Annotated in this window: 22 protein-coding genes; 6 read left to right on the top strand and 16 right to left on the bottom strand. The window is 69.1% G+C overall.

What is annotated here, in order from left to right; translation table 11 throughout:
* The first annotated feature begins 27 nt into the window (after positions 1 to 27).
* Together ACIOJD_RS14380 and ACIOJD_RS14375 are read left to right on the top strand one after the other, a co-directional pair.
* Positions 28 to 1,725, top strand: coding sequence for a phytoene desaturase family protein (locus ACIOJD_RS14380; RefSeq protein ID WP_401913877.1), 1,698 nt, complete (start codon positions 28 to 30; stop codon positions 1,723 to 1,725).
* 100 nt (positions 1,726 to 1,825) lie between these two features.
* Entirely contained in the window at positions 1,826 to 3,061 is a 1,236-nt protein-coding gene (locus ACIOJD_RS14375) for a cytochrome P450 (protein ID WP_401912608.1), read from the top strand.
* Positions 3,062 to 3,077: 16 nt separating this feature from the next.
* Here the strand turns inward: ACIOJD_RS14375 and ACIOJD_RS14370 are convergent, their stop codons facing one another.
* The 3 genes from ACIOJD_RS14370 to ACIOJD_RS14360 form a co-directional block, all read right to left on the bottom strand.
* Positions 3,078 to 3,470 carry a VOC family protein gene (locus tag ACIOJD_RS14370; protein ID WP_401912605.1) on the bottom strand — a complete coding sequence of 131 codons (393 nt, stop codon included), beginning with the start codon at positions 3,468 to 3,470 and terminating at the stop codon, positions 3,078 to 3,080.
* A 143-nt stretch (positions 3,471 to 3,613) separates the two neighbouring features.
* The gene (locus tag ACIOJD_RS14365) at positions 3,614 to 4,555 is read right to left on the bottom strand and encodes a nitroreductase/quinone reductase family protein (RefSeq protein WP_401912602.1); all 942 of its coding nucleotides are present in this window, start codon (positions 4,553 to 4,555) and stop codon (positions 3,614 to 3,616) included.
* Between the two features lie 427 nt (positions 4,556 to 4,982).
* On the bottom strand, positions 4,983 to 5,501 hold the full coding sequence (locus ACIOJD_RS14360) for a MarR family winged helix-turn-helix transcriptional regulator (protein ID WP_401912600.1): 519 nt from the start codon (positions 5,499 to 5,501) through the stop codon (positions 4,983 to 4,985).
* 199 nt (positions 5,502 to 5,700) lie between these two features.
* Between ACIOJD_RS14360 and ACIOJD_RS14355 the strand changes: the two genes are divergently transcribed.
* Entirely contained in the window at positions 5,701 to 6,465 is a 765-nt protein-coding gene (locus ACIOJD_RS14355; protein ID WP_401912598.1) for an SDR family NAD(P)-dependent oxidoreductase, read from the top strand.
* A gap of 12 nt (positions 6,466 to 6,477) precedes the next feature.
* On the opposite strand, the gene ACIOJD_RS14350 is transcribed toward ACIOJD_RS14355, so the two are convergent.
* From ACIOJD_RS14350 to cynS, 4 genes are all read right to left on the bottom strand, one after another.
* Positions 6,478 to 7,980, bottom strand: a complete 1,503-nt coding sequence (locus ACIOJD_RS14350) for an FUSC family protein (protein WP_401913875.1) — start codon at positions 7,978 to 7,980, stop codon at positions 6,478 to 6,480.
* 5 nt (positions 7,981 to 7,985) lie between these two features.
* On the bottom strand, positions 7,986 to 8,153 hold the full coding sequence (locus ACIOJD_RS14345; RefSeq protein WP_401912595.1) for a hypothetical protein: 168 nt from the start codon (positions 8,151 to 8,153) through the stop codon (positions 7,986 to 7,988).
* 186 nt (positions 8,154 to 8,339) lie between these two features.
* On the bottom strand, positions 8,340 to 9,620 hold the full coding sequence (locus ACIOJD_RS14340) for a methyltransferase domain-containing protein (protein ID WP_401912593.1): 1,281 nt from the start codon (positions 9,618 to 9,620) through the stop codon (positions 8,340 to 8,342).
* A 164-nt stretch (positions 9,621 to 9,784) separates the two neighbouring features.
* Positions 9,785 to 10,228 carry a cyanase gene (gene cynS, locus ACIOJD_RS14335; protein ID WP_401912592.1) on the bottom strand — a complete coding sequence of 148 codons (444 nt, stop codon included), beginning with the start codon at positions 10,226 to 10,228 and terminating at the stop codon, positions 9,785 to 9,787.
* 222 nt (positions 10,229 to 10,450) lie between these two features.
* Here cynS and ACIOJD_RS14330 point away from each other — a divergent pair, with 222 nt between their 5' ends.
* The gene (locus ACIOJD_RS14330; RefSeq protein WP_401912589.1) at positions 10,451 to 10,945 is read left to right on the top strand and encodes an Lrp/AsnC family transcriptional regulator; all 495 of its coding nucleotides are present in this window, start codon (positions 10,451 to 10,453) and stop codon (positions 10,943 to 10,945) included.
* A 24-nt stretch (positions 10,946 to 10,969) separates the two neighbouring features.
* Entirely contained in the window at positions 10,970 to 11,689 is a 720-nt protein-coding gene (locus ACIOJD_RS14325) for an HAD family hydrolase (protein WP_401912586.1), read from the top strand.
* A gap of 57 nt (positions 11,690 to 11,746) precedes the next feature.
* On the opposite strand, the gene ACIOJD_RS14320 is transcribed toward ACIOJD_RS14325, so the two are convergent.
* The 4 genes from ACIOJD_RS14320 to ACIOJD_RS14305 all read right to left on the bottom strand — a co-directional run bounded on the left by ACIOJD_RS14320 (position 11,747) and on the right by ACIOJD_RS14305 (position 15,427).
* Complete coding sequence (locus ACIOJD_RS14320) at positions 11,747 to 12,340, bottom strand: helix-turn-helix domain-containing protein (protein ID WP_401912584.1); 594 nt, start codon at positions 12,338 to 12,340, stop codon at positions 11,747 to 11,749.
* Positions 12,341 to 12,513: 173 nt separating this feature from the next.
* Positions 12,514 to 12,726, bottom strand: a complete 213-nt coding sequence (locus tag ACIOJD_RS14315; protein ID WP_401913872.1) for a DUF4190 domain-containing protein — start codon at positions 12,724 to 12,726, stop codon at positions 12,514 to 12,516.
* A 31-nt stretch (positions 12,727 to 12,757) separates the two neighbouring features.
* Positions 12,758 to 12,949 (bottom strand): hypothetical protein, encoded by a 192-nt coding sequence (locus ACIOJD_RS14310; RefSeq protein ID WP_401912582.1) that lies wholly within the window; start codon positions 12,947 to 12,949, stop codon positions 12,758 to 12,760.
* Positions 12,950 to 13,048: 99 nt separating this feature from the next.
* Entirely contained in the window at positions 13,049 to 15,427 is a 2,379-nt protein-coding gene (locus tag ACIOJD_RS14305) for an MMPL family transporter (RefSeq protein ID WP_401912580.1), read from the bottom strand.
* A 138-nt stretch (positions 15,428 to 15,565) separates the two neighbouring features.
* Between ACIOJD_RS14305 and ACIOJD_RS14300 the strand changes: the two genes are divergently transcribed.
* Positions 15,566 to 16,180: a TetR/AcrR family transcriptional regulator gene (locus ACIOJD_RS14300; RefSeq protein ID WP_401912577.1), complete on the top strand. Its 615-nt coding sequence runs from the start codon at positions 15,566 to 15,568 to the stop codon at positions 16,178 to 16,180.
* A 108-nt stretch (positions 16,181 to 16,288) separates the two neighbouring features.
* Here ACIOJD_RS14300 and ACIOJD_RS14295 read toward each other — a convergent pair whose 3' ends face one another.
* The 5 genes from ACIOJD_RS14295 to ACIOJD_RS14275 form a co-directional block, all read right to left on the bottom strand.
* Positions 16,289 to 17,170 (bottom strand): HesA/MoeB/ThiF family protein, encoded by an 882-nt coding sequence (locus ACIOJD_RS14295; RefSeq protein WP_401912576.1) that lies wholly within the window; start codon positions 17,168 to 17,170, stop codon positions 16,289 to 16,291.
* Positions 17,170 to 18,144: a hypothetical protein gene (locus tag ACIOJD_RS14290; protein WP_401912573.1), complete on the bottom strand. Its 975-nt coding sequence runs from the start codon at positions 18,142 to 18,144 to the stop codon at positions 17,170 to 17,172. Before ACIOJD_RS14290 ends, ACIOJD_RS14295 begins: the two co-directional genes overlap by 1 nt.
* Before the next feature lie 177 nt (positions 18,145 to 18,321).
* Complete coding sequence (locus ACIOJD_RS14285; protein ID WP_401912571.1) at positions 18,322 to 19,539, bottom strand: acyl-CoA dehydrogenase family protein; 1,218 nt, start codon at positions 19,537 to 19,539, stop codon at positions 18,322 to 18,324.
* Between the two features lie 71 nt (positions 19,540 to 19,610).
* Complete coding sequence (locus ACIOJD_RS14280) at positions 19,611 to 20,000, bottom strand: SCP2 sterol-binding domain-containing protein (RefSeq protein WP_401912569.1); 390 nt, start codon at positions 19,998 to 20,000, stop codon at positions 19,611 to 19,613.
* A 1,373-nt stretch (positions 20,001 to 21,373) separates the two neighbouring features.
* Positions 21,374 to 22,618, bottom strand: coding sequence for an amidase (locus tag ACIOJD_RS14275; RefSeq protein ID WP_401912567.1), 1,245 nt, complete (start codon positions 22,616 to 22,618; stop codon positions 21,374 to 21,376).
* Between the last annotated feature and the right edge of the window lie 92 nt (positions 22,619 to 22,710).

The raw sequence follows: 22,710 nt of genomic DNA, 5'->3' as shown, positions 1-22,710 counted from the left end.
CCTGCTGCCAATCCCGGCAGAAAATCCATGATCATCATCGGTGGGGGCCTGGGCGGCCTGTCCACCGGCAGCTACGCGCAGATGAACGGCTACCGCAGCCAGGTCTTCGAGATGCATGACATCCCCGGCGGCTGCTGCACCGGCTGGGGCCGGGGCGATTTCACGTTCGACTGCTGCATCAGCTGGCTGCTCGGCAACGGCCCCGGCAACGAGATGCACCAGATCTGGCTCGAACTGGGCGCGCTCCAGGGCAAGGAGATGCGCCATTTCGATGTCTTCAACATCGTGCGTGGCCAGGACGGCCGGACCGTCTATTTCTACTGCGACCCGGACCGGCTCGAAGCCCATCTGCTGTCCCTCTCACCGGCCGACGCCCGTCCGATCCGCGCTTTCTGCTCCGGCCTGCGCAAGTTCCGCGCCTGCCTCCCGGCGTATCCGTTCCTCAAGCCCGTTCCGCTGATGAGCCGCCGGGAGCGCTGGCGCATGCTGGCCGGCTTCGTCCCGTACTTCAATCTCTTCCGTACGTCGATGTCGACGCTGATGACGGAGTACTCGGCGCGTTTCAAGGATCCGCTGCTGGTCGAGGCGTTCAACTACATCCTGTACGAGAAGCATCCCGCGTTCCCCGTCCTGCCGTTCTACTTCCAGATGGCGGCTCAGGCGAACCTCTCGGCCGGGGTGCCGGAAGGCGGGTCGCTCGGCCTCGCCCGCTCCATCGCGGACCGGTACGAACGGCTCGGCGGCGAGATCACATACAACGCGAAGGTCGAGAAGATCCTGGTCGAGAACGACCGCGCGGTGGGCGTGCGGCTCACCGACGGGCGTGAGTACCACGCCGATATCATCGTCTCGGCCTGCGACGGGCCCACCACCCTGATGAAGTTCCTCGACGGCCGCTATATGGACGACGACTGGCGGCAGCTCTTCGAGGAGACCATCAAGGAGCCGGGAATGGTGTTCCCCGGCTATGTCAGTCTGTTCCTCGGCCTGCGGCGGCCGTTCCCCGAGGGCGAGCCGACCACCACGCATCTCCTGGACGAGGCCACGGCCTCCCGGCTGACGGGCATGCGCCATCCGAGTCTCAACGTCCAGTTCCGCAGCCGGTATTACCCCGAGCTGTCACCGGACGACACGACGGTCATCTACGCCACGTATTTCTCCGACACGGAGCCCTGGCGCGAACTGAGCGAGGGGCCCGAGCAGTTCAGCCGTTTCCGCAGGGGCGAGGAGCTGCACACCCTTCCCGTTCGGCGTGGCCGCGCCTACTCCATGGCCAAGCGCCGGGTGCGGGACACGATCGTCGCCTTCCTGGACGAGCGCTACCCGGGCCTGAAGGACTCCATCGCCGTACGGGACACCTGCACTCCGCTCACGCAGATCCGCTACACCGGAAACTACGAGGGCACCTTCCTCGGCTGGCAGCCCTTCGTCGAGAGCGGCGAGACGATGGAGGAACTCGTCAAGAAGAACGGCCCGGTTCTGCCCGGTCTGTCGAACTTCTACCTCTCCGGCGTGTGGGCCACCACCGGCGGTCTCATCAGGGCGGCGGGCGCCGGACGGCAGGTGATGCAGTTCATCTGCCGGGACGACGGGCGCGATTTCACCGCCTCGGTCGACGACACGGCGCCCCCGCCGACCCATGTCCTCGTGCCCGTGGGCCCACAGCCCGTCCCGCGCGGCCGGGAGGAGCTGCACGTCCCGGAGCACGCGCGTCTCCCCCGCTGACCGCCGACTGCCGACCGCCGATCGCTGTCGGCCGGAACCGACCACCCCTGACCAGCGCCGCCCCTTACGAAGGCCCGAACCAGGAAAGGCGGAAACCCCTGTGTCTCTCCAGCAGGAACACGACTCCGCGCAGCAACCAGAGCCCCTCGCGTACCCCTTCTGGACCACCGAGGGCCTCGGGCTCCACCCCGACTACCGCCCCTTGCGGGACCAGCCCCTCGCCCGGGTGCGTCTCCCTTACGGCGAGGACGCCTGGCTCGCCACCCGTCATGAGGACGTCCGCAGCGTCCTGTCCGACACCCGCTTCAGCCTCGCCGAGGCCGTCCGCCGCGACCAGCCCCGGATCAGTCCGATGCCGCGTACGGGAGGCGGGGGCCTCATCTCCATCGACGCCCCCGACCACACGCGGATGCGCTCCCTGCTGAGCAAGGAGTTCACCGCTCGCCGTATCGAGCTGCTGCGTGACCGTATCCGCGCGATCGCCGACGAGTTGCTCGACCGGATGATGGAGACCGGGCCGCCAGCCGACCTGGTCGAGAACTTCGCCTTCCCCCTGCCCATGACACTGATCTGCGAGCTGGTCGGTGTGCCCTACGCCGACCACCGCCATGTGCGGGACTGGGCGGACACGGTCTGTTCGGGCAGTGCGCCGCCCCAGGCGATCCAGCGGCAGGCCGCCGAGTTCTTCGCCCTGATGGGCAGTTGGGTGGAGGCCCGGCGCCGGGAGCCGGCCGACGATCTGCTCACCATCCTCGTCCAGGCCTGCGACCGGGACAAGACCATCACCGAGGAAGAGCTGACGGGTGTCCTCAACGAGCTGCTCGTCGGCGGGTTCGTGACCACCACCAACCAGATCGCCAACTTCTTCTCCCTGCTGCTCCTTCCCGCCGAGGGCGACGAAGACCTGCTGGCCCGGCTGCGCGCCCAACCCGGCCTGGTGCCGAAGGCCGTCGAGGAACTCCTGCGGTACGTACCGCTGCTCAACGGGCTGACCCTGCCCCGGTACGCCATGGAGGACATCGAACTCGGCGGGGTGCTCGTCCGCGCGGGCGAACCGGTCGTCATCTCCCAGGCGGCCGCCAACCGGGACCCCGATGTCTTTCCCGACCCGGACCGGCTCGTCCTCGACCGCCCCGTGACCGCGCAACACGTCAGCTTCGGGCACGGAATCCACTACTGCCTCGGCGCGCACCTCGCCCGGCTGGAACTCCAAGTGGCTCTGGAGCAGGTGATGACCCGCATGCCGGAGTTGCGCCTCGCCGTTCCGGTGGAAGAACTGCGGTGGCGGTCGAAGGAGTTCTTCAGCGGGCTGCGTGAGCTGCCCGTGAGCTGGTGATCGCACCACGCGGAGTTCACTCCGCCGCGTCCTGCGGATACCAGCGCAGTTCGACGGTGTTGCCATCCGGATCCCGTACGTAGATCGACTGCGCCTCGCCTCGGGCACCGAAGCGGCCGACCGGGCCCTCCAGCACGGTGAAGGTGCCCGAGGCGATGATCTGCCGCCAGTCCAGCGGCTCGACCACCAGGCAGATGTGGTCCACGTTCGACTCGGCGCGCGGGCGGCTGAGCAAATCGATGATCGTGGTCGGGCTGACCCGCACCGACGGGAACGGCACCTCACCAGCCCGCCACTCGTCCACCCGGACCGGCTCCAGACCGAGTGGTCCGCAGTAGAAGTCCAGGGCGCGCTCGACATCGCGCACGTTGAGTACCAGGTGATCGAAAGCCTTGACGCGTACGCGCATGGGACAACCTTCCAGTGAATGGGTTCCGGTCCGGGCCGGATTCCGTCGCTCGGGGCACAATGGCAGGCCGGAGGGCAGTGGGGTGGGCCGCAGGGCGGTGACGCCCCGGAGATCCGGACCGTCACCGTCCGTGCGGGCCTCTGTCAGACCTTTCCGGCTTCGCTGTCCTCAGCCGTGTTCGCGGGAGGAACCGGCGGCCATGGAACCTCGGCCAGGAGGGGAAGAATCGACTCCTCCTCGTAGTCGAGATGCGCATTCAGCTCGGCCGACATCTCTTCCAGCTCGGTGCGGAAGCGCCGGGGGTCGGCGATGTCGATACCGGCCAGCAGGGCCACCAACTCGCTCTGGATGCGTGCGACCGTGCGGTGTTCGTCGCGGAGCCGGCCGAAGGTGTCGGCCAGGTGGGGGTGGTGGCGGGCGATGCCGGGGAACAGGTGCGCGTCCTCGCTGGTGTGGTGGAAATCGAGAGCCTGACAGAACGCCAGGCATCGCTGCCGGATCTGCAGCCCGAGGCTCGGGGCAGGTGGCTCACCGGGGCCCTGGTGGGCGGCGCGTGCGGCGCAGTGGGCGTCGGTCTCCGCCTTCACCTGACGCAACTGGCGGCGCAGCCAGGTATGGACCTCGATGAGTTTTCCGGCGAGGGTAGTGATCTCGCGAGGGCCCTCCCAGCCGTCGGGCTCGGCGCGCTCCAGCACCACGACGGGCAGGGTCCGGGCGGTCATGGCCTGGTAGTCGCCGTATCCGGGCGTCACTCGTACGACATGCGCGAACAGTTCCTCGCGCCGGTCTCCCTCGGCGGGCACCGCGAGGGCCTGGAAGGTACGGGTGCCGATCTCCACCCGTACCACGGGGTGGGCGAGCACGTTGAGAAACCACTGAGGGTGATGCGGGGCACCGAGGTTGGACCCGACGAGCAGGAGTGAGTCGCCGTGACGGACGTAACCGAGAGGAACGGTCTGCTCGGTCCCCGACTTCACGCCGGTGGTCGTCAGCAGGAGCAGATTCCCGCCTTCGAAGGGGCCGCCGACCTTCCCCTCGTTGGTGCGGAACTCCTCGATGACCGATTCATTGAAGGATGTGGGCATTCGGTTCTGTGTCTCCGGAGGATGCGAGTGAAATCCGCAGTGACTGCGGTGATGACTGGTGATGACGTGTGCAGGTCGGAGTGACCGCACAGCCTCTCGCCGGGCGCGCGTCGCGGACGGGTACCACACGGCCGTTGAACGTGCCGCCGTAAGGAACCGTCGGGCTCGGCACAGGTGACGGTGCCGGGATACGCGGGAGGGGAGAGAGAAGACGCTGTGCGACTGCGTTACGTCATGTGCAGGGCGCGGAGTATGAACTCATGACGGACCCCTTGACTGAAGGGTGTTCGCCCGATCGCCGACCGGCCCACTGCTCTTTGGCCGGCGTCACGCGACACCGGGTTCATTACAGACACCAGAACTTCACCTGTCAATACGGAAGATCACGCATCCGGGGCAACTCCCGTAAGCAGCACCGCTTTTACGCTCAGACGGGGCGCGATACACCGGTATCGCCTTGTTCGGGGCTCTCCTCGGCGTAGGCGAGGAAGTCGTCGACCATCCGATGGAACAGCGTGGCCAGTCGCTCCAACTCCTGCGGCGACCACTCCGCCAAGGCCATCTCCATCCCCCGGCAGCTCGCCTCCCGGATACGGTCGACAGCGTCCCGGCCGAACGGTGTGAGCTCGATGCGCTGCGCTCGGCGGTCATCCGGATCCGGGACACGGGTCACGTATCCGGCCTTCTGCAACTGCTGCACCTGCCGGGTGACATGCGATGCCTCCACGGCCAGCTGGGCCGCCAGCTCGCCGAGACGCAGGGACTCCGAATCGGCGATCTGCCGCAGGAGCGCCACGGCGGCACGGTCCAGCGGCACTCCGGCCAGGGCCATGAGGCGATCGTGCTGCCGGACCCGGCCGGTCAGATAGGCGACACGACTGAGGGCACGCTCGATCTCGGCCACGTCCGTCGAGACGGAGCCGGCTGCTGACTGCGGTGTAGACATACCAGCCACCCTATCAGCAACTTGCTTGACTCAAGCAATACAGACATGCTTGCCTGACTCAAGCAGTCCGCTGTCCGCCGTCTCCGCGGCCAGGACCGGACGGTCGGCCGCCGAGGCCGGCACCTCAACGACACCCGCGGGCGCGCGGACCGGGACGACCCCGGGCCGATGCGGCCCCGCCGAGCACAGGGAGTGCCCCATGAGCAGTACCGGTCTTCAGGGACACAGCGTCATCGTCACCGGAGCGGGATCGGGCATCGGCAGGGCCACGGCCCTGCGATTCGCCCAGGAGGGCGCGAAGGTACTGGTCGCGGATCTGCACAAGGAAAACGCCGAACAGGTCGTCACGGCCATTGAGGCCGACGGAGGCATCGCCCGTGCGGTCGTCGGTGATCTCAGCGACCAGCAGGTGGTCGACCAGGTCGTCGCCACGGCCGTGGATGCCTTCGGTGGCCTGGATGTCCTGGTGAACAACGCCGGCATCATGGACCGCATGTCGGCCCTCGCGGACACCGACGACGCCGAGTGGCACCGCGTCATTCAGGTCAATCTGACGGCACCCTTCCTGCTGACCCGGGCCGCCCTGCCGCACATGCTGGCCGCCGGCAAGGGCGCGATCGTCTTCACCGCGTCCGAGTCGAGTCTGCGCGGCAGCGCGGCCGGTGCCGCGTACACCGCCGCCAAGCACGGCGTCGCGGGCCTCACGAAGTCCCTCGCCGTGATGTACCGGAACGAGGGAATCCGCACCAATGCCATAGCCCCCGGCGCCACCGCGACCGCCATCCAGGTCGACGCGCGGGCGGAGGCGCACGGTCCTGGCGCGCTCCGTCCCTATCTCGGACTCGCCGGCAACGTGGCAGCCGCCGAGGAGCAGGCAGCCGCCATCCTCTTCCTGGCCTCGGACGCCGCGGCGAACATCAACGGGGCCATCCTGCCCGTCGACAACGGCTGGTCCGCCGTCTGACCGATACGCCGGTCAGGCTCCGGTGAGTGCCGGGCGCGGCGAGCCGCGCAAGGGGGCGGCGAGGTCCGCCAGTGCTCGCTCCAAGCCGTGGAGATGAGCCAGCGCGGGCTCGGCGCCGGCAGGCCGCGCCACGATGTCGGGGACCTTCGTCCCGGGCCCGCCGTCCGGCCTCGTGAGCGCTTCCACGGCAGTCTCGACCCGTCCGCAGACGACGGCCAGTCGTGCTTCGTACGTGACGTCCGGGACGGCGGCGCGGGCGGCGAGGGCGGCGAGACCGTGGACCTCGCGGGCGCAGTCGTCGAGCAGCGCGAGCACCTGGCGGGCCCGCGCCTTCCGGGCCCTCATCGGGCTGAGCGGGTGCACCAGCGGGGCGAGCGAGAGCCGGACCCGGCCGAGCAGCCGTTCCAGCTCCGCGATGTGGCGGGCGGGGTCCGCGTCCGGGGAACCGTCGAGCCGCGCGGCGGCCTCGGCGGTGCAGACGTGCACACAGCGCAGCGCACGCTGGATCCACGCGTCCGTTGTGGCATGTGTGGTGACGGGCAGCACGAGGAGTACGGCCAGTGCGGCGCACACCGTGCCGGCGCCCGTCTCCGCGAGGCGGAGCACGAGCAGGGCCGGGTCCAGGACGCCCAGCAGACCGTAGAGCAGGCCGGCCATGACCGTCACCGCCAGCACCATCCAGGAGTAGGAGACCGCGGCTGTGTAGAAGATCGCGAAGACGCACAGGGCGACCAGGGCCGCCGTTGGCACGGGCGCGCCGTGCAAGGGGATGGCGACCAGCAACCCGACGGCGATGCCGGTCACGGTGCCGAGGACACGGCGGAATCCACGGATCAGCGTCTCGCCGCGGGACGTCGTGTTGACGAAGATCCACCAGACGGTGCCGACGGCCCAGTACCAGCGGTCTTCGGAGAGCACCTGTCCGATCGACAGCGCGGCGAGACAGGCGGCGGTGGCCTGAAAGGCCTGCCGGGTCGTCGGCCGGGCCAGGCCGCCGCCGGGCAGGCCCGGCGGCGGCGCGACGGGAGGGTTACGCCGCTCGATGGGCCAGATCACGAAGCGCACAGCGCCGGCCACGAGGAGAGCGAGGCTCACCGAGGCGTACAGCTCGGGCAGTTGGGCGGGGACGGCGTGCAGGAACTGCGTCATGAAGAAGCTCATGAAGGCGAAGATCCCGAGGGCGTTGCCGCGTGGGCCCCAACGGCGTGCGTAGACCCCGCAGAAGACGACCGTCAGGAACGCGGCGTCGCGGGCCAGGGTGACGCCGTGCAGGGTGGTGGCGAGCGCCAGCACGGGGAATCCCGCGACGGGAAACAGCGCGGTGGTGATCCGCTGGGCACGGACGGTCGCGTCGGTGACGGTGAAGAGAGCGACCAGCGCCGCGAGCCCTCCGGTGATCGACGCGACGAGCGAGAACCCGCACAGCTCGGCGGCGGCGACAGCCAGGGCGATGCCCATGACGGCGCGGGTCGCGTTCCGCAGCCTCAGACGCCCCGGGTCCGGAGCCACGAACATTCTCTTCACGGCGGTTTGCCGCCCCCCTCGCAGTGGTGCCCGCCGCTCCTGCGACCGTCCGGGGGCAGGGCCTGTCCGGTGGCGGCGAGCAGGACGACGAAGGCACCGCGGACCGGATCCGGCTTCGTCGCCGGCCGGCGCTGCGCGGCGCCCTGAGTACCTGGATACCGCACAGAGAACCATCTTTGACCCCACTGGCTCAACAGCCCAGCGATCGACTGCACCATTGGCACATCCAGGCATCCTGTTCATGGCCACTGGTAGGCCAACGGCCATGCCTTGCCCGCGCCCGAGCCGCATACGACCTTTCGCACCGGACTCCGTCGTTCGATTGCCTCACGGCGACGTCCCGTGCGGGATCAGCCGACGCGTACGGCACGGGCCAGGAAGTGGTGATGCGCGTCCTCGTAACGGGCCAGCCGCCAGCCGGCCGCCTCCAGCGCGGGCCGCAGGTTGGTCTCGGCCAGCGGGTCGTCGGGGTCCAGGGGGCGGCCGTGCCGGGCGGCGCGTTCGACACGGCCCGAGGGGTGGAAGAGCAGGAGGGTGCCGCCCGGAGCGGTCACCCGGGCCCATTCCCTCAGTGCGGGGGCCGGTTCGGGGATGTGGTTGAGCAGTCCGGCGCTGAAGATGCCGTCCACGGTGCCGGAGGGCAGAGGCAGGTGGCAGGCGTCGGCGAGCAGCAACACCGCGAGGTCCGCGCGGCCGTACCCGGCGGCGGCGGCGAGCATCGCCGGAGTGACGTCCACGGCGAGGACCGCCCCGTTGTCCGCGACCCCCGCCCGCAGCGCGGGCAGCGCCCTGCCGGTGCCGCATCCCAGGTCGAGCACCGTCTGTCCCGCGCCGAGCCCCATCCGGGCGACAGCGGCCGCGTAGACGGGGCCGTCGCCCGCGAAGCGCTCCTCCCAGGTCCGGGCCCTCGGCGTGAAGAACGTACGGGTCGACGTGTAGCCGGCTCGAGCCGCCGCCAGCGCGGCGAACCGCACCAACACCCCGTCCCGGTACGGCGCGAGGACCGCCGGTTCCGCGAGCGCGTCCTCGCACAGGCCCGGCGCGACAGCAGCTTCCTCGGGGAATGCCGTCGCGAAGGTGTCGACCGCGGCGGCGTCGGTCTCCACGTGGAACTGGAGTCCCCACGCTGCCGCGCCCACCCGGAACGCCCGCACCGGAGAGCGGTCGCGGGCGGCCGACCTCGCCGCCCCGGCGGGGAGATCCAGGGTGTCGCCGTGCCCGTGCAGCACCCTCGGCTGCTCCGGGAGCCCGGCGAACAGCGGGTCACCGGCGGCGGATTCCCCGCGCACGGGCCCCCACCCCACCTCGATTCCGTTGCCGGGCCGGGCCGTTCCACCCGCCGCCACCGCCAGCAGCCGCGCGCCCAGGCACACGCCGAGCACCGGCACTTGGGCCTCCAGCGCCGCGCGCAGCAGGCCCAGCTCCGCCGTGCGAGTGGGGAAACCGTCGTCGCTGTGCTCGGACATCGGCCCGCCCAGCACCACCAGCGCCTCGGCTCCGTTCAGGTCCTCCGGAAGCGGGTCGCCTTCCCATACCCGGCACACCCGTTGGGCGAGTCCGGCGGCCCTCAGGGCCGAACCGATCTCGTACGGCCCCTCCTCCGCCACGTGCTGCACCACCAGAACAGCCACGGCCGACCCCCTCCAGATCCGCAGATGCCACCCGGAACAGCGAGATCACATCGTACTCGCGAACCCAAATCGACCATCAGGGTCGTGCATGCGGAACGTTCGTGCATGCGGAAACAGGCGACAGCCGCACCTGCAGCTGCCGGAGGGGCGCCCCGGGGCGCTCGCTACCACTGGTACGGCAGGTACTTCCCGTCGAGGGTGATGACGACCCGGTCGCCCGCGGGGTCGGGAACACGCCGGACGTCGAGGCGGAAGTTGATCGCGCTCATGATGCCGTCGCCGCACTGTTCGTGGATCAGCTCCTTGATGGTCGGCCCGTAGACCTGGACGACCTCGTAGAGCCGGTAGATCGTGGGATCCACGGGAACGGCGGCGTCCAGGGCTCCGCGGGTCGGCTGGAGTCGGAAAGCAAGGGCGGCGTCGTCGCCGAGTTCGAGCAGCGCCGCCGCGGTGTCCGCCTCGTCCTTGCCCATCGGGTGCTGGCCGAGCAGCGCTGCGGTGGTCCAGGCCAACGGCTTGCCGACGGCATCGGCCAGTTGGGCCCATGTGACGCCGGTCTTCACCTTGGCCTGACGTACGGCTTCGGCGGCTTCCTGCTTGCTGAGCATGCGCATCTCCCTTGACGACAGACGACAGTGGTCCTGGTGGCACGTCACGCACGTCGTTTCAGAGCACGCACGTCATTTCAGGGTAAGAGGCCCGCGCGTACGGGTGGGGCGGCGGCGCGCCCCCACGCGTGCGCGGGACAGTGGCTCGAGCTGATCCGTCGCCACAGGGCCATTGGTACAGTCCTCGCCGGTGACGTACGGACATCAGGAGGCCAACGGACCATGACCGTGGACACGCTCGACACTCGCATCCTGCGGCTCCTCATCGAGCAGCCGCGCACGAGCGTGCGGGAGTACGCCCGGATCCTCGGTGTCGCCCGGGGCACCCTCCAGGCCCGTCTCGACCGGCTGGAGCGGGACGGGGTGATCACCGGAACCGGGCCGCACCTCTCCCCCGCCGCCCTCGGCCACCCCGTACTCGCCTTCGTCCACATCGAGGTCACGCAGGGGCATTTGGACGAGGTCGGTGACGCCCTCGCCGCGATCCCCGAGATCATCGAGGCGTTCTCGATCACCGGCAGCGGGGACCTGCTCACCCGGGTCGTGGCGCGCGACAACGGTCATCTGGAGGATGTGGTCCAGCGGCTGATCCGGATGCCGGGCGTGGTCCGTACCCGTACGGAGATGGCGCTGCGCGAGCGGGTGCCGCACCGGCTGCTGCCGCTGGTCGAGTCGGTGGGCCGGGCGGCCGAACCGGCTCGGCCCACCGACGCGTAGCGCTGACTTGGCATGCTGGGACGCATGAGCACTTCGTACATCTCAACCGTCGCGCCGGTTCCGGCGATCCCCGCGGTCATCTTCGACCTCGACGGAACACTCGTCGACAGTGAACCGAACTACTACGAGGCCGGGCGCCGGCTCCTGTCCCGGTACGGGGTGCACGACTTCAGCTGGGAGCAGCACAGCCGTTTCATCGGGATCGGCACCCGGGAGACGCTGGAGACACTGCGCGAGGAATACGGGATCGAGGCCTCGCTCGACACGCTGCTGACCGAGAAGAACCGGCTCTATCTGGAGCGGGTACGCGCCTCGACGGAGGTGTTCCCGCAGATGCGGGAGTTCGTGGAGCGGCTGCACACCGAGGGCGCCCGGATGGCCGTGGCGTCCGGTTCGTCCCGCGAGGCCATCGACGCGGCGCTGGGTGTCACCGGCCTGGACGCGTATTTCCCGGTCACCGTCTCGGCGGAGGAGGTCGCCCACGGCAAGCCGGAGCCGGATGTGTTCCTGGAGGCGGCACGTCGGCTGGGTGCCGGACCCGCCGACTGTGTCGTGCTGGAGGACGCCGCCCCCGGTGCGGTGGCGGCGCACTCCGCCGGGATGCGATGCATCGCGATTCCCTACGTCCCGGAAACGGCCTCCGACCCGGCGTTCGGCACGGCGGGGCTGCTCTTCGCGGGCGGCCAGCGCGAGTTCACTGCGGGGGCCGCGTACGCGTGGCTCTCCGAAGCGGGGGAACGCTGAGGCCGACGAGGAGCATCGGCCGCGGTGGCGCTGCTACGGCTGCCGGGCCCGTGGGTGTCACGTGCTGGTGGGCTTGGCGCGTACGTGCATCCGCTCGCCCTGCGCTCCGAACAGGCTGAGGAACTCGACGGGGTGCGGTCCGGGGTTGGCGAACGCGTGAGGTGTGCGGGTGTCGAACTCGGCCACCTCCCCCGCGGTCAGGACAAGGTCGTGCTCCCCCAGGAGCAGTCGCAGGCGGCCGGACAGGACGTACAGCCACTCGTACCCTTCGTGCGTCTGTTGCGTGGGCCGCTCGCCACAGCCGTGCCCGGCGGGCAGGATCTGCTTGTAGGCGTGCAGTCCGCCGAGGTGACGGGTCAGCGGGACGAAGACCTGGCCGAACCGGGTGAAGGGGCGCGGGTGGACACGCGGGTCTCCGGTCGTCGGGGCGTCCACCAACTCGTCCAGTTGTACGCCGTGCGCCTTCGCCAGGGGCAGGAGGAGTTCCAGGGTCGGTTTGCGCTGCCCCGACTCCAGGCGCGAGAGCGTACTGAGGGAGATACCGGTCGCTTCACTCAGCTGGGACAGCGTGGTGCCCTTGGCCTGCCGCAGCGCACGCAGGCGCGGGCCCACCGAGGTCAGCACTCTCGCGAAATCGTCATCGTCTGCCATCTCTCCATTTGCCGCCCCGGCAAGGGCATTCGTCAAATCGGCGAGTGTGCGGACTGGGTCCTGTCCTGTCGCCCGTCCGTCTCCTGCGCGACCGATACGAACGAACGCGACGGCCCGCCGGGTTCTCCGGCGGGCCGTCGCGTTCAGTCCTGTCAGTCGTGGTCGGTGTTCTGCTACATGCTCCAGGACGGGGTGCCGTCGAGGGTGACCAGGACCGCGAGGACGACGAGGTCGGCGACCCCGAGCCCGAGGCCCGCCCAGGCGCGGCCCCGGCGTGCGGTCCCGCGCCACAGGGCGAGGGAGGCCAGCACGACAGCGGTCGGCCCGAGCAGCAGGTTCGCCACCAACAGGCCGGTCAGCCCGAGCATGAACGAGGCCACCGCCATGCCGTCGGCGTCCTTGACAGCTGTGGTCCGTTCAGCCGTGACGGAGGTGGTCGGCCGCACGCGGCTCCTCCTCCCGGCGCTTGGTACGGCGCTCCCGCAGGAGGAAGGCGGTCAGCCAACCGCCGATGACGGTGCCGGCGAACAGGCTGACAGGGACGGGCAGATGGGCGACCGCACCCACCAGGATCCCCATCAGCAGGAACACGACGACAAGTAGAACCATCTCCGACCTCTCTGTCCTGGTCGTTCCCGTACACGCTGTTCCTCGGCGCACCGCTCACAGGCCACCGGTCACAGAGCACCCGTCACAGAACAACCGTCATCAGCGCCGCGCCAGGACGTTCGCCTCTTCCTCCGTGTCCTTCGCCACCGGCTCATCGGGGTGGGACGGCCGGGACGAGCGGCCGGGCATCCACCAGTTCCAGCTGCCCATCAGCCGCATGGCCGCGGGCACCAGCAGGAGCCGTACGAGGGTCGCGTCCAGCAAAATGGCGATGGCCATACCGAAGCCCAGCTGCTGAATGGGCACGATGCCGGAGAAGCCGAAGGCCCCGAAGACCGCGACCATCAGCAGGGCCGCACCCGAGATCATCGGCGCGGTGCGCGCGAGGCCGCGTGCCACGGAGATGGTGTTGTCCCCGGTCGCCACGTACTCCTCGCGCACCCGGTCCAGGAGGAAGACCTCGTAGTCCGTACTGAGGCTGAACAGCAGCGCGAGCAGCAGCACCGGTACGAAGTTCTGCAGATAGTTGGTCTGCTCGAAGTTCAACAGGTCGGTGCCCAGGCCGTTCTGGAACACCAGGACGAGCACGCCGTAGGTCGCGCCGATCGACAGCAGGTTCATGGCGATCGCCTTCAACGGCAGCAGCAGCGACCTGAAGGTCACGAGCAGCACCACGTAGACCGCGATGAGCATGATCAGGATGACGTACGGCAGCCCGTCCTGGATGACTCCGTTCGCGTCGATACCCTCGGCCGTCTCGCCGCCGATGACGGCGCTCATCGAGGCCGGAAGCGCGTCGGCCTCCTTCTGTACGCGGTCCAGGAGTTCACGCGCGGAGTCGCTGGAGGCCCGGCTGTCGGGGATGACCTCGAAGACGACGCTGCGGTTGTCGTCGGCGACGAAGTGGCGGACCGTGTCCTGGGCGTCGCCGGGCAGGCCCTTGATGGCGGTGCCGGACAACACGGCGAACGGGTCCTGCGGCGAGGCGGACTTCAGCACCGGCAGGGCGGAGTCGACCCGCTCGACGTCCGGGAGTTTCGCGAGCCGGTCGTTGAGACGCGTCAGCTCGTCCGACGACTCCAGGGTGTCCAGCGGCTTCGACGTGGTGACGACGACCTGCATGGGCGAGGTGGTGCCGACACCGAAGGCGCCCTGTACGTGGTCGTAACCGACCCGGACGGGCGAGGAATCGGGCAGGATCCGGGCGTCCGGGGAGAAGGTGCGCAGCCCCGCCGCCGGCGCCGCCAGCGCGAGCAGGACCACACTGCCGATCGCCAGGAACGTCACCGGGCGTGCCATGACCTTGAGCGCCACCCGGTACCAGGGGCGCGACTCCTCGGGCCGGTCCTGCTCGCCCTGCGGGCTCAGCCGCTCGCGCAGGCTCCGGGGCAGGCGGATACGGCCCGCGTTGATCCGGTGCCCCAGGAAGTGCAGCAGTACGGGGAGGAAGAGCACGGCCGCGAGGACGGAGAAGGCGACGACCACGACGGCGCCGAGCGCGAGCGAGAAGATCACATTGAGGTCGATCAGGAACAGCGTGCACATGGCCAGGACGATGGTCGCGCCCGAGGCGATGACGGTGTGCCCGGAGGTCCGCAGGGTCGCGGCGACGGCGTCGTCGACGCTCTCCCCCTTGGCCAGTTGCTCCTTGAACCGGGTGACCATGAAGAGTGAGTAGTCCACTCCGACGCCCAGTCCCAGCATGGTGGCCGCGTTCTCCACGAAGACCGACAGCTCGTACTGCTGGGAGACCGGGGAGAGCAGCCCCAGCGTGAAGACGATGGCGGAGACGCCGACCGCGAGGGAGACGAGGGCGGCGGTGACGCTGCGGAAGAGCAGCAGCAGAATCAGGATGATCAGCGGCATTGTGATCAACTCGGCCTTGGCCAGGCCCTTCTGGCTGAGGTTGTTGATCTCACCCCAGAAGGAGGAAGGGCTCACCAGGGAGACTTCCAGGCCCTGGTCCGAGAAGCGGTCCGTCAGATCCTGCTGTACGACGGGGAGTTCACGGCGCGCGGCTCCGTCGTCCAGGTCGAGTGCCAGCTGGGTGGTCGCCGTACGCCGGTCGTCACCGAGGAAGGAGGACCTGTTTTTCTCGCCCAGGGTGACCCAGCCGTAGCTGTCGCTGACCTTCAGCGTGCGGTCCTCGGTCACCTCCTGGGCGACGTCCTTGACCCGTCGTTCGAACCGCGCGTCACCCGAGGTGAACCGCTGGTCGTGGACGACGAGGGTGACGGTGGTCTGACCGCGCCCTTTGAATCCCTGCTCCAGTTGGTGCGCCGCCGCGGTCGAGTCGGCTCCCGGGGCGAACCAGCCGCCTCCGCTGAGGGTGTTGGCGATGGAGGAGGCGCCGATCCCGCTCACCGCGAGGGCGACGAGCCATACCGCGAGCAGCGGCCATCGGGCCTTCCGCATCCATCGGGAGGCGCGCGAGGCGAGATCGGGGGCCGGTGGCGAGGCGGTGGGGGGCGCGGACATGTCGCGGCTCCTAGTAGTGGAGTTGTGCGGCGGCAGACTGGATAATGACGGAACTCGGAGTCATGAACCGACTCAGAGACGTTTACCGACTCAGAGTATGGCAATGACTGACGGTCGGTCAGTATCCTGGGAGGCAATATGACAGTCAAGTCAAGGCGTGAGGAGTACGCGGCCCTCACCCGTGCCGCGTTGGTCGAGTCGGCCGCGGATCTGTTCACCGAGAAGGGCTTCGACGTCACGTCCGTCGACGACATCGCGGGCGCGGCCCGCGTGAGCAAGGGCGCCGTCTACCACCACTTCCAGGACAAACGCGCCATCTTCGATCAGGTCTTCCGGATCAGCCAGCAGGAAGTGCTGGCACAGGTGGACGAGGCTCTGGCAGTGTCCGACGAGACGGACCGGTCGCCGTGGCAGGTCGCCGCGACGGCCGTCCAGAGCTTTCTGAGCAGCTATGTCGCCGACGCGCGCAAGCGGTCACTGTTGCGGCAGTCGGCCGGCGTTCTCGGCGTGCGCCGCTGCCGGGAGATCGACGACGAACTCGCCCTTCCGCTGGTGCTGGGACTGCTCGACCAACTGGCGGAGCGCGACGAACTCCAGCCGGTGTCACGTGACATGGCGGCCACGATGATCTTCGGGACGCTGTGCGAGGCAGCGACCACGCTGGCCTTCGCGGAGGACCACGAAACGGCCGGGCGGGATGCCACGCTGGTCGCCGGATACATGCTGGCCGGCCTGGTCAAGGAGGCTTCGTAGCGCGGGTCGGGGTGTTGCGGGACGGTGTACCGACCACCCGCAACACCCCGGACAAGCCTCACCGGGAAGGGACTCCGCGAGCGGGCCCCGGACCCGCCGGAGGGTGGGCTACTTCCGCGAAGCCGCCAGCTTGCGCAGGCCCCCGACCAGCTCCACGGGCCACTGCAACCCGATCCGCCAGTTCGCGGGGCGGGTCCGTGTGACGCCGTGGACGTTGACCGCGACGTCCCGGCGCACCGGCTCGCCGGCCAGGATCTGCGCCGTCATCCGGGTGCTGAGCGCCCCGAACAACAGCGAGGCGTAGACGAGTTGGGGCACGCTGTACCCCTCCTCGCCCAGGTGCTCGCGGGCGTTGCGGATCATCTCCAGCGGAATGTAGCGGGTGGGGATGGCCCGGTAGAGCAGCGACCAGATCCCCGCCCGCTCGATGTCCTCGGTGCTGATCCGGCCGTCGAACGGCCGGGACCCGCCGCGACGGTAGTCGTAGAACCGGATGTACTGAGTGCCGGCCATGTCGTATCCGGTCAGCACCGGACGGCGCGCCTCGGCCGCGGCCTCGTGCAGCAGGTACTTGGCCCGCCAGCCCGACCTCTCGGTGACGTCCACCCCGTCGATGACCACCGCGCAGTCCTCGACCAGCTTCCTGGCGTTCTCCCGCGTGACGCCCTCGGCCACCACGTCCACAACGGCGTGCGGATTGATCGCGGTGACGCGTCCGGCGGCGACGTCCGCCTTGTGCCGCCCGATGTCGTCGTACGCGGCGTGCTGCCGGTTGAGATTGTTGAGTTCGAACTCCCCGACGTCGACCAGGACGAAATCCTGGACGCCGATACGGGCGAGGGGTTCCACCGCGGCACCGCCGGTCGAGCCGCATCCGGCAATCAGAATCTTGGCCCGGGACAACTCGTCCTGAGCCGCCTCGGAGATGAATCCGCGATTGCGTTCGGTGAATTCCGCGTAGAAGTCCTGGCGGACGGCAGTATCGGGCATCAGGCGGCCACCTCTATGTGTTCCACGGTCCCGGGCAGCCCGGCTATCAGCCCGCGCAGTGCGCGGAACGGCGAATCCGAGGCGGCAGCCTGCTCAAGCAGGTTGGCGCGCATCTCGATTTCTTCCTCGGGCGGCGCCCAGGCGTAGAAGGGAAGCACCCGCTCCCGTTTCGTGTACATGGGGTGCATGACGTTCTGCGGGCTCAGTTTCGGGGTGGTGCCCTTGAGGAGATGAACGGCCAGGCCGAGGAGTACGAGGTGGCGCAGGGCCACATGCTCCTCGACATCGCCGATCAGCAGCTGGGTCGGGCAGCCGCCCAGCCGGGCGGCCTGCATGATGCCGGCCAGCAGCTCCAGAGTGATCCGCAAGCGCAGCGAGCGGTCGGTGACATCTCGCGCGTGGACGAACCGCTTCACCTCCCTGACCTGGTGCGTCATCAGACCCCGGGTATCGGGCAGCACCGACTGGAGCAGCAGGTCGTGCGCCTGTTCGCAGGGGAAGAGGCGACGGTCCTCGGCCGCGATCGGGCGGGTCACGGGGTCCTGGCTGTGCGACAGCGTCACATAGCCCAGGATGCGACCGCTGTTCGAGTCCGTGGTGATGACGTGCAGATCGTCATCGTGGAACTCCCGGACCGGCTCGCAGAACAGGGAGCGATTGAAGACTATTTCCTCACTCGCGAAACCGGCCTGAAGATATTCCGAGAGTCTGAATCCGGCGATCCCCCGCAGGTACCGGTCGGGTACGGAACGGGAGTTCGCCACCAGGGTGACCACACCGTGCCCGTGATCGGCACGGTAGATGCAGCCACCGTTCTTCTGCAGTTCCACGTCCAGCCGGGAGAAACTCAGCCGGCGCTGCAGCTGAAGGATGTCCTTGATGTAGCGCTGCTGGATCGAGGACGACTGCGCGGGGGCGGGCACGTCCGCCGTGATCGACGGCAAGGAGGAAACCGGCGGAACGGAATCGGGCACGGCCGGAGCCGAAGCGGCGGAATCGAGGACAGCCGGGGCCGGACCAGCGGAACTCGGTACGGCGGAGAGAGTTTCGGGCAGGCCCAGTGGAATACTCCAGGGGCGGGGTACGGGGCGATCCTCGTACCCGATATTCGTTTCCATAGGATTCTCCATCCTTGCGACGGAACCGGCTTTTTAGAAGTCGTCTTCCGCGTACAGCGATTCGGTGATCGCCAGAGCCAGCACCTCCGGGGTTCCCTCGTAGATGCGGGCGCCGAAGGACTCCCGTACGAACTTCTCCATGCCGTACTCCCGCAGGTAGCCGCGCGCGCCCATCAGGGACATGGCCTCCTGGGCCACGTCGATGGCGACGCGGTCGGCGAAGAGCTTGGCGGTCGCGGGCTCGTACACCGGGGCCGGGATCTCGGAGTCCGCGGTCTGGGCGGCCTTGAGGTACATCAGCCGGGACGCCTCGATCTTGGAGGTCATCTCGGCGAGCTTGCGGGCCGTGAACTGGTGCTTGTGGAGGGGCACTCCGCCCTGGACACGGTCGGCGCACCACTCCTTGGCTATGTCGAAGGCGCCCCGGGCGATTCCGGTGGAGATGGCGGCCACCGTGGCACGGGCCATGTTCATCTGCTGGATGTTGATGAGCATGCCGTTGCCCTCGCCGCCGACGACGTTCTCGACCGGCACCCGGACGTTCTCGAACACCAACTCGCTGCCCAGGCAGGAGCGGTAGCCCATCTTGTCCGCGACCGGCCCGCGGGTGACGCCGGGCGAGTCCAGCGGCACGATGAACGCGGTGAGCCCGGTGGCGCCGGGGTGGCCTTCCAGGTTGGCGTAGACGGAACCGAACTGGGCGACCTTGGCGTTGGTGATGAAGCGCTTCCGCCCGGTGAGGAGGTAGCTGTCGCCGTCCCGGCGGGCCTGCACGACATCGGCGGCGTGCTCGGCGTACTCGGGGATGAGGAGGTCGCAGCCCGCCTGGTCCTCGGTGATCGCGTTACAGGCCAGGACCGGGTCGTCACCCGAGAACTGCGGCAGAAAACGCGACTGGAGCTGCGGATCGCTGGAGAGCAGGACCGGCGCCTGGCCCAGCAGTGTGGCGCCGAAGATCAACGCCGTGCCCGCACAGGCCGCGGCGATCTCCTCCAGCGCCACCGCGACACCGAGGACGCCGAGGCCCAGACCGCCGTACTCCTTGGGGATGACGAGGCGCAGCAGGCCGGCCTCGTGCCCCTTGCGCACCAGCTCCCAGTCGAAGTCGTCGAATGCGGCACGGTCGTTCTCGGCGACACGCGGACGTACGTCCTTGTCGACGAATTCCCGTACCTGCTGCCGCAGTTCCTGGATCGAGAGCGGCTCAGTGAGGAAATCGACCGGGAGGAGACTGTCGGGGGAAGTGCTCATGTCGCGTCCAAATCTTTCTGTGAAATACGTGTGTGCGGTGGTGGGGATGTGCCGGTGGAGCGTCGGGTCGGTCAGACAGGCAGGCCCTCGGCCTTGGCGATTTCCGGGTAGCGGTCGAAGGCGGGACGCAGCAGCGGCACGAATTCGAGAACCTTGGCCACGTTGCCCTTGATGCGGACCTTTCCGGTGGCCAGCGCCACCGGCATCAGGAGCTTGCCCAGCCAGAGGTCGTGCGCCGTGTCGCAGCTCATCTTGATGCGGATGGCGGCGGGCTGCGGCGGCGGACCGGCGGTCACACCGTCGGGGGTGACGAAGAGTTCCACATCCGGCTTCACCTGGATGAGGTGGAGCGAAATCCCGGAGTCACGCATCCGCTGGGTGAAGGTGTCGTCCTTGAGCAGAATGCTGAACAGACCGCTGAATACGTGCTCGGCTTTTTCGCTGGATTCGAAAACAGGCATGACGAAAACCCCTCTGTGTGGCGATGAAATAAATGGGTTCCGCACAACGCGCCCTGCCACGGGCGCATTTGGTACGGGTGACGGATCGATGGCGTGCTCATCCGCGCGCCGGGTACCCCGAGCAGCCGAACACGCGACGAACTGGTCAGATGACCGGAACTGCCGTACTTGACGGATCGGGCGGCGCGCGGCCGGGTCTCCGGGCACGACGGACCGGATCAGGCCGCACGTACCTGAAATGGCACGCGGAATGCGGTAAGGCGACGGGCACGTTCATGTGCCGTCGTGTTGGAGCGACGTACGCCTCAGAGGCGTACGGGATGTTGCGGCAACGCCGGATCAGGCCGTCAGGCCGAACAGGCTCTGCGACTGCGACGGTTCACTGTGCAGACAAAATGAATGGCGACTGCGGCCATGTGTGACATCTCCCCCGTGCTTTGCCGTTCATAGTCACAGCTGTCCGGGCCTCTGCGATCAGGCCCGAACACTCTCGACGTCGGCCCCGGGAGGGCCGGTGCGTCTTGGACACCCTGCCACATACCCGGGTTTGTCACCGACGCCGAGTCAGTGACATGGGGAGCTTTGCAGGACTGAGTGTTCGACGTCAAGCCGACATCCGACAGGTGGAACTTTGCGCGGACGGGCCCTGGACAAACCACTGCTGACGTGCCCTCAGGTCCGCGTAACCGGACGCGTGGCCCCACCCTCGCGGTTCCACCGCGGCCCCCCGACTCGTCCTGCGCCGCACCCGTGCGCGCATCGCCGCAGGGCGTAGTTCGCCGGATCGTCCAGCCACGGCGAACACACCGCCAAAAGCGGGAACCAACGGCGCGAACGGGCCGTCTTCTCGGTCGTTCACACCCGAACACCGCCGCGTTGTGCGGCTGCCACAACCGGCGACGAGCTCGCGGCAACACCCACACCGAAGCCCTCCGCCTCCCCATCGCCCGCCGACGCGGCAGCGTTCCGCCCACCAGGATCCGCGACGGAACCGCGCACGAATCTCACACCCCGGACAGCGATCCCGACATGACCCGAACAGGCTTCATGACCCGCACCCGAACAGGCTTCATGACCCGCACAGGTTGCACGACCAGCACAACCTTCACAGCCAACACAACCTTCACGACCGGAGCCGGCTTCACGGCCCGAACAGGCTTCGCGACCCGACCGGATTTCACACGCCGCGCAGGTGTCACACCCCGCACAGGTGTCAACCCCCGAGCAGGTGTCACACCCCGAGCAGGTGTCATGCCCTCGCACAGACCCGACGCGGACAGCGTCGGCGCCTCGCACCGACGCGCAGCCAGGTGACGGATCAGCCGGCCCGTACAGGGCCATTACGCAGGGCCGTGGCAGCACTACGACAGCTCTTACGGCGAGGACTCGGCCCCGGCTGCGAGGGTGAGCAGGCCATGATCCGTCCCGGGTGCGCCGATCAGGCAGAGACCCACCGGAGCGCCGTCGGCGGACCGCAGCAGGGGCAGCGACAGCGCCGGGGCGCCGGCGAGTCCCGCAAGGCAGGTCATCCTGAGCGTCGTGTCGCGCGCGGCCCCCATCTGTTCCTCCGACGCGTCACGGGCCGGTGCCGGGCCGGAGGCCGAGGGGATGACGAGAACGCTGCCGGAGAGCCGTCCCCTGATCCGCTCCCGCGCCTCGGCCGCCGCTTCGCGCGCCGCCGCGGCCTGTTCCTCGCCGACCTCGGACGCCTGGGCGAAGCGCGCGGCCACATCGGCGCCGAGCGCGCCGGGATGAGCGGCGATCCAGGGGCCGTGGACCTGCCAGGCCTCCCACGCCTGGACGGTACGGAACGCCGTGACCCAGCGTTCGAGCAGGTCGAGCGGCAGCTCCAGCGCCTCGGCCGGTGGCAGCTTCCCGGCCGCCGTCAGTTTCTCGACGGTGGCGGAGAAGGCGTCCCGCACGTCCGCCGACGCCAGCGACTCGACCGACGGCAGCCGTACGGTGCGATGCGGGGGCGCGACGTCGTCGTCGGCGGCGATCAGCACCCGCGCGATCGCGGCGGACGTACGAACGTCCCGGGTCAGCCAGCCGACGGTGTCGAAGGACGGCGCCAGGGGAAGGACGCCGTCGGTGGCGATCGCGCCGTGCGTGGTACGCAGCCCGACGAGGCCCTGGTAGGAGGCGGGGACGCGGATGGACCCGCCGGTGTCGGTGCCGAGCCCGGCCGCCGCCTGGCCGAGGGCCACCGCGCTCGCCGGTCCGTTGGACGACCCGCCGCTCACGCGGCCGGGCGCGGCGGGGTTCGGCGGGGTCCCGTAGTGCGCGTTGGTGCCGGCCAGGCTGTACGCGAACTCGTCGGTACGGGCGATGCCCACGAGGTGCGCGCCCGCGTCCAGCAACGCCGAGACCGCGGACGCCGACCGGGCGTGCGGCCGCTGCTCGGCCAGCCAGGCCGGCACACCGGCGCCGATGGGCTGCCCCGCGACCGCGAACAGATCCTTCACGGCGATGCCGGTCCCGTCCAGCGGACCCGGCTTGCGGTCGGCCATCAGCGGATCGCCGACCACGCGCCAGACTGTTGTGTCGAAGGGGCCGGCGGTGCTCTCCTTCGGCCCACTCGTCCTGGAGCCACTCGTCCTGGAGCCACTCGTCACCATGCTCGTTCCTCCACCCGTGCACCATCGGACAGTCTGATCCGAGCGTGTACGGCTTCGGCCCGGTCGACCACCGGGGAGACGCGGAGGAACCG

This window comes from Streptomyces sp. NPDC088116 (genome assembly GCF_044741745.1).
Taxonomy (GTDB): Bacteria; Actinomycetota; Actinomycetes; order Streptomycetales; family Streptomycetaceae; genus Streptomyces.
The sequence above is the reverse complement of the archived record's forward strand: the minus strand, read 5'-3'. Positions and strand labels throughout refer to the sequence as shown.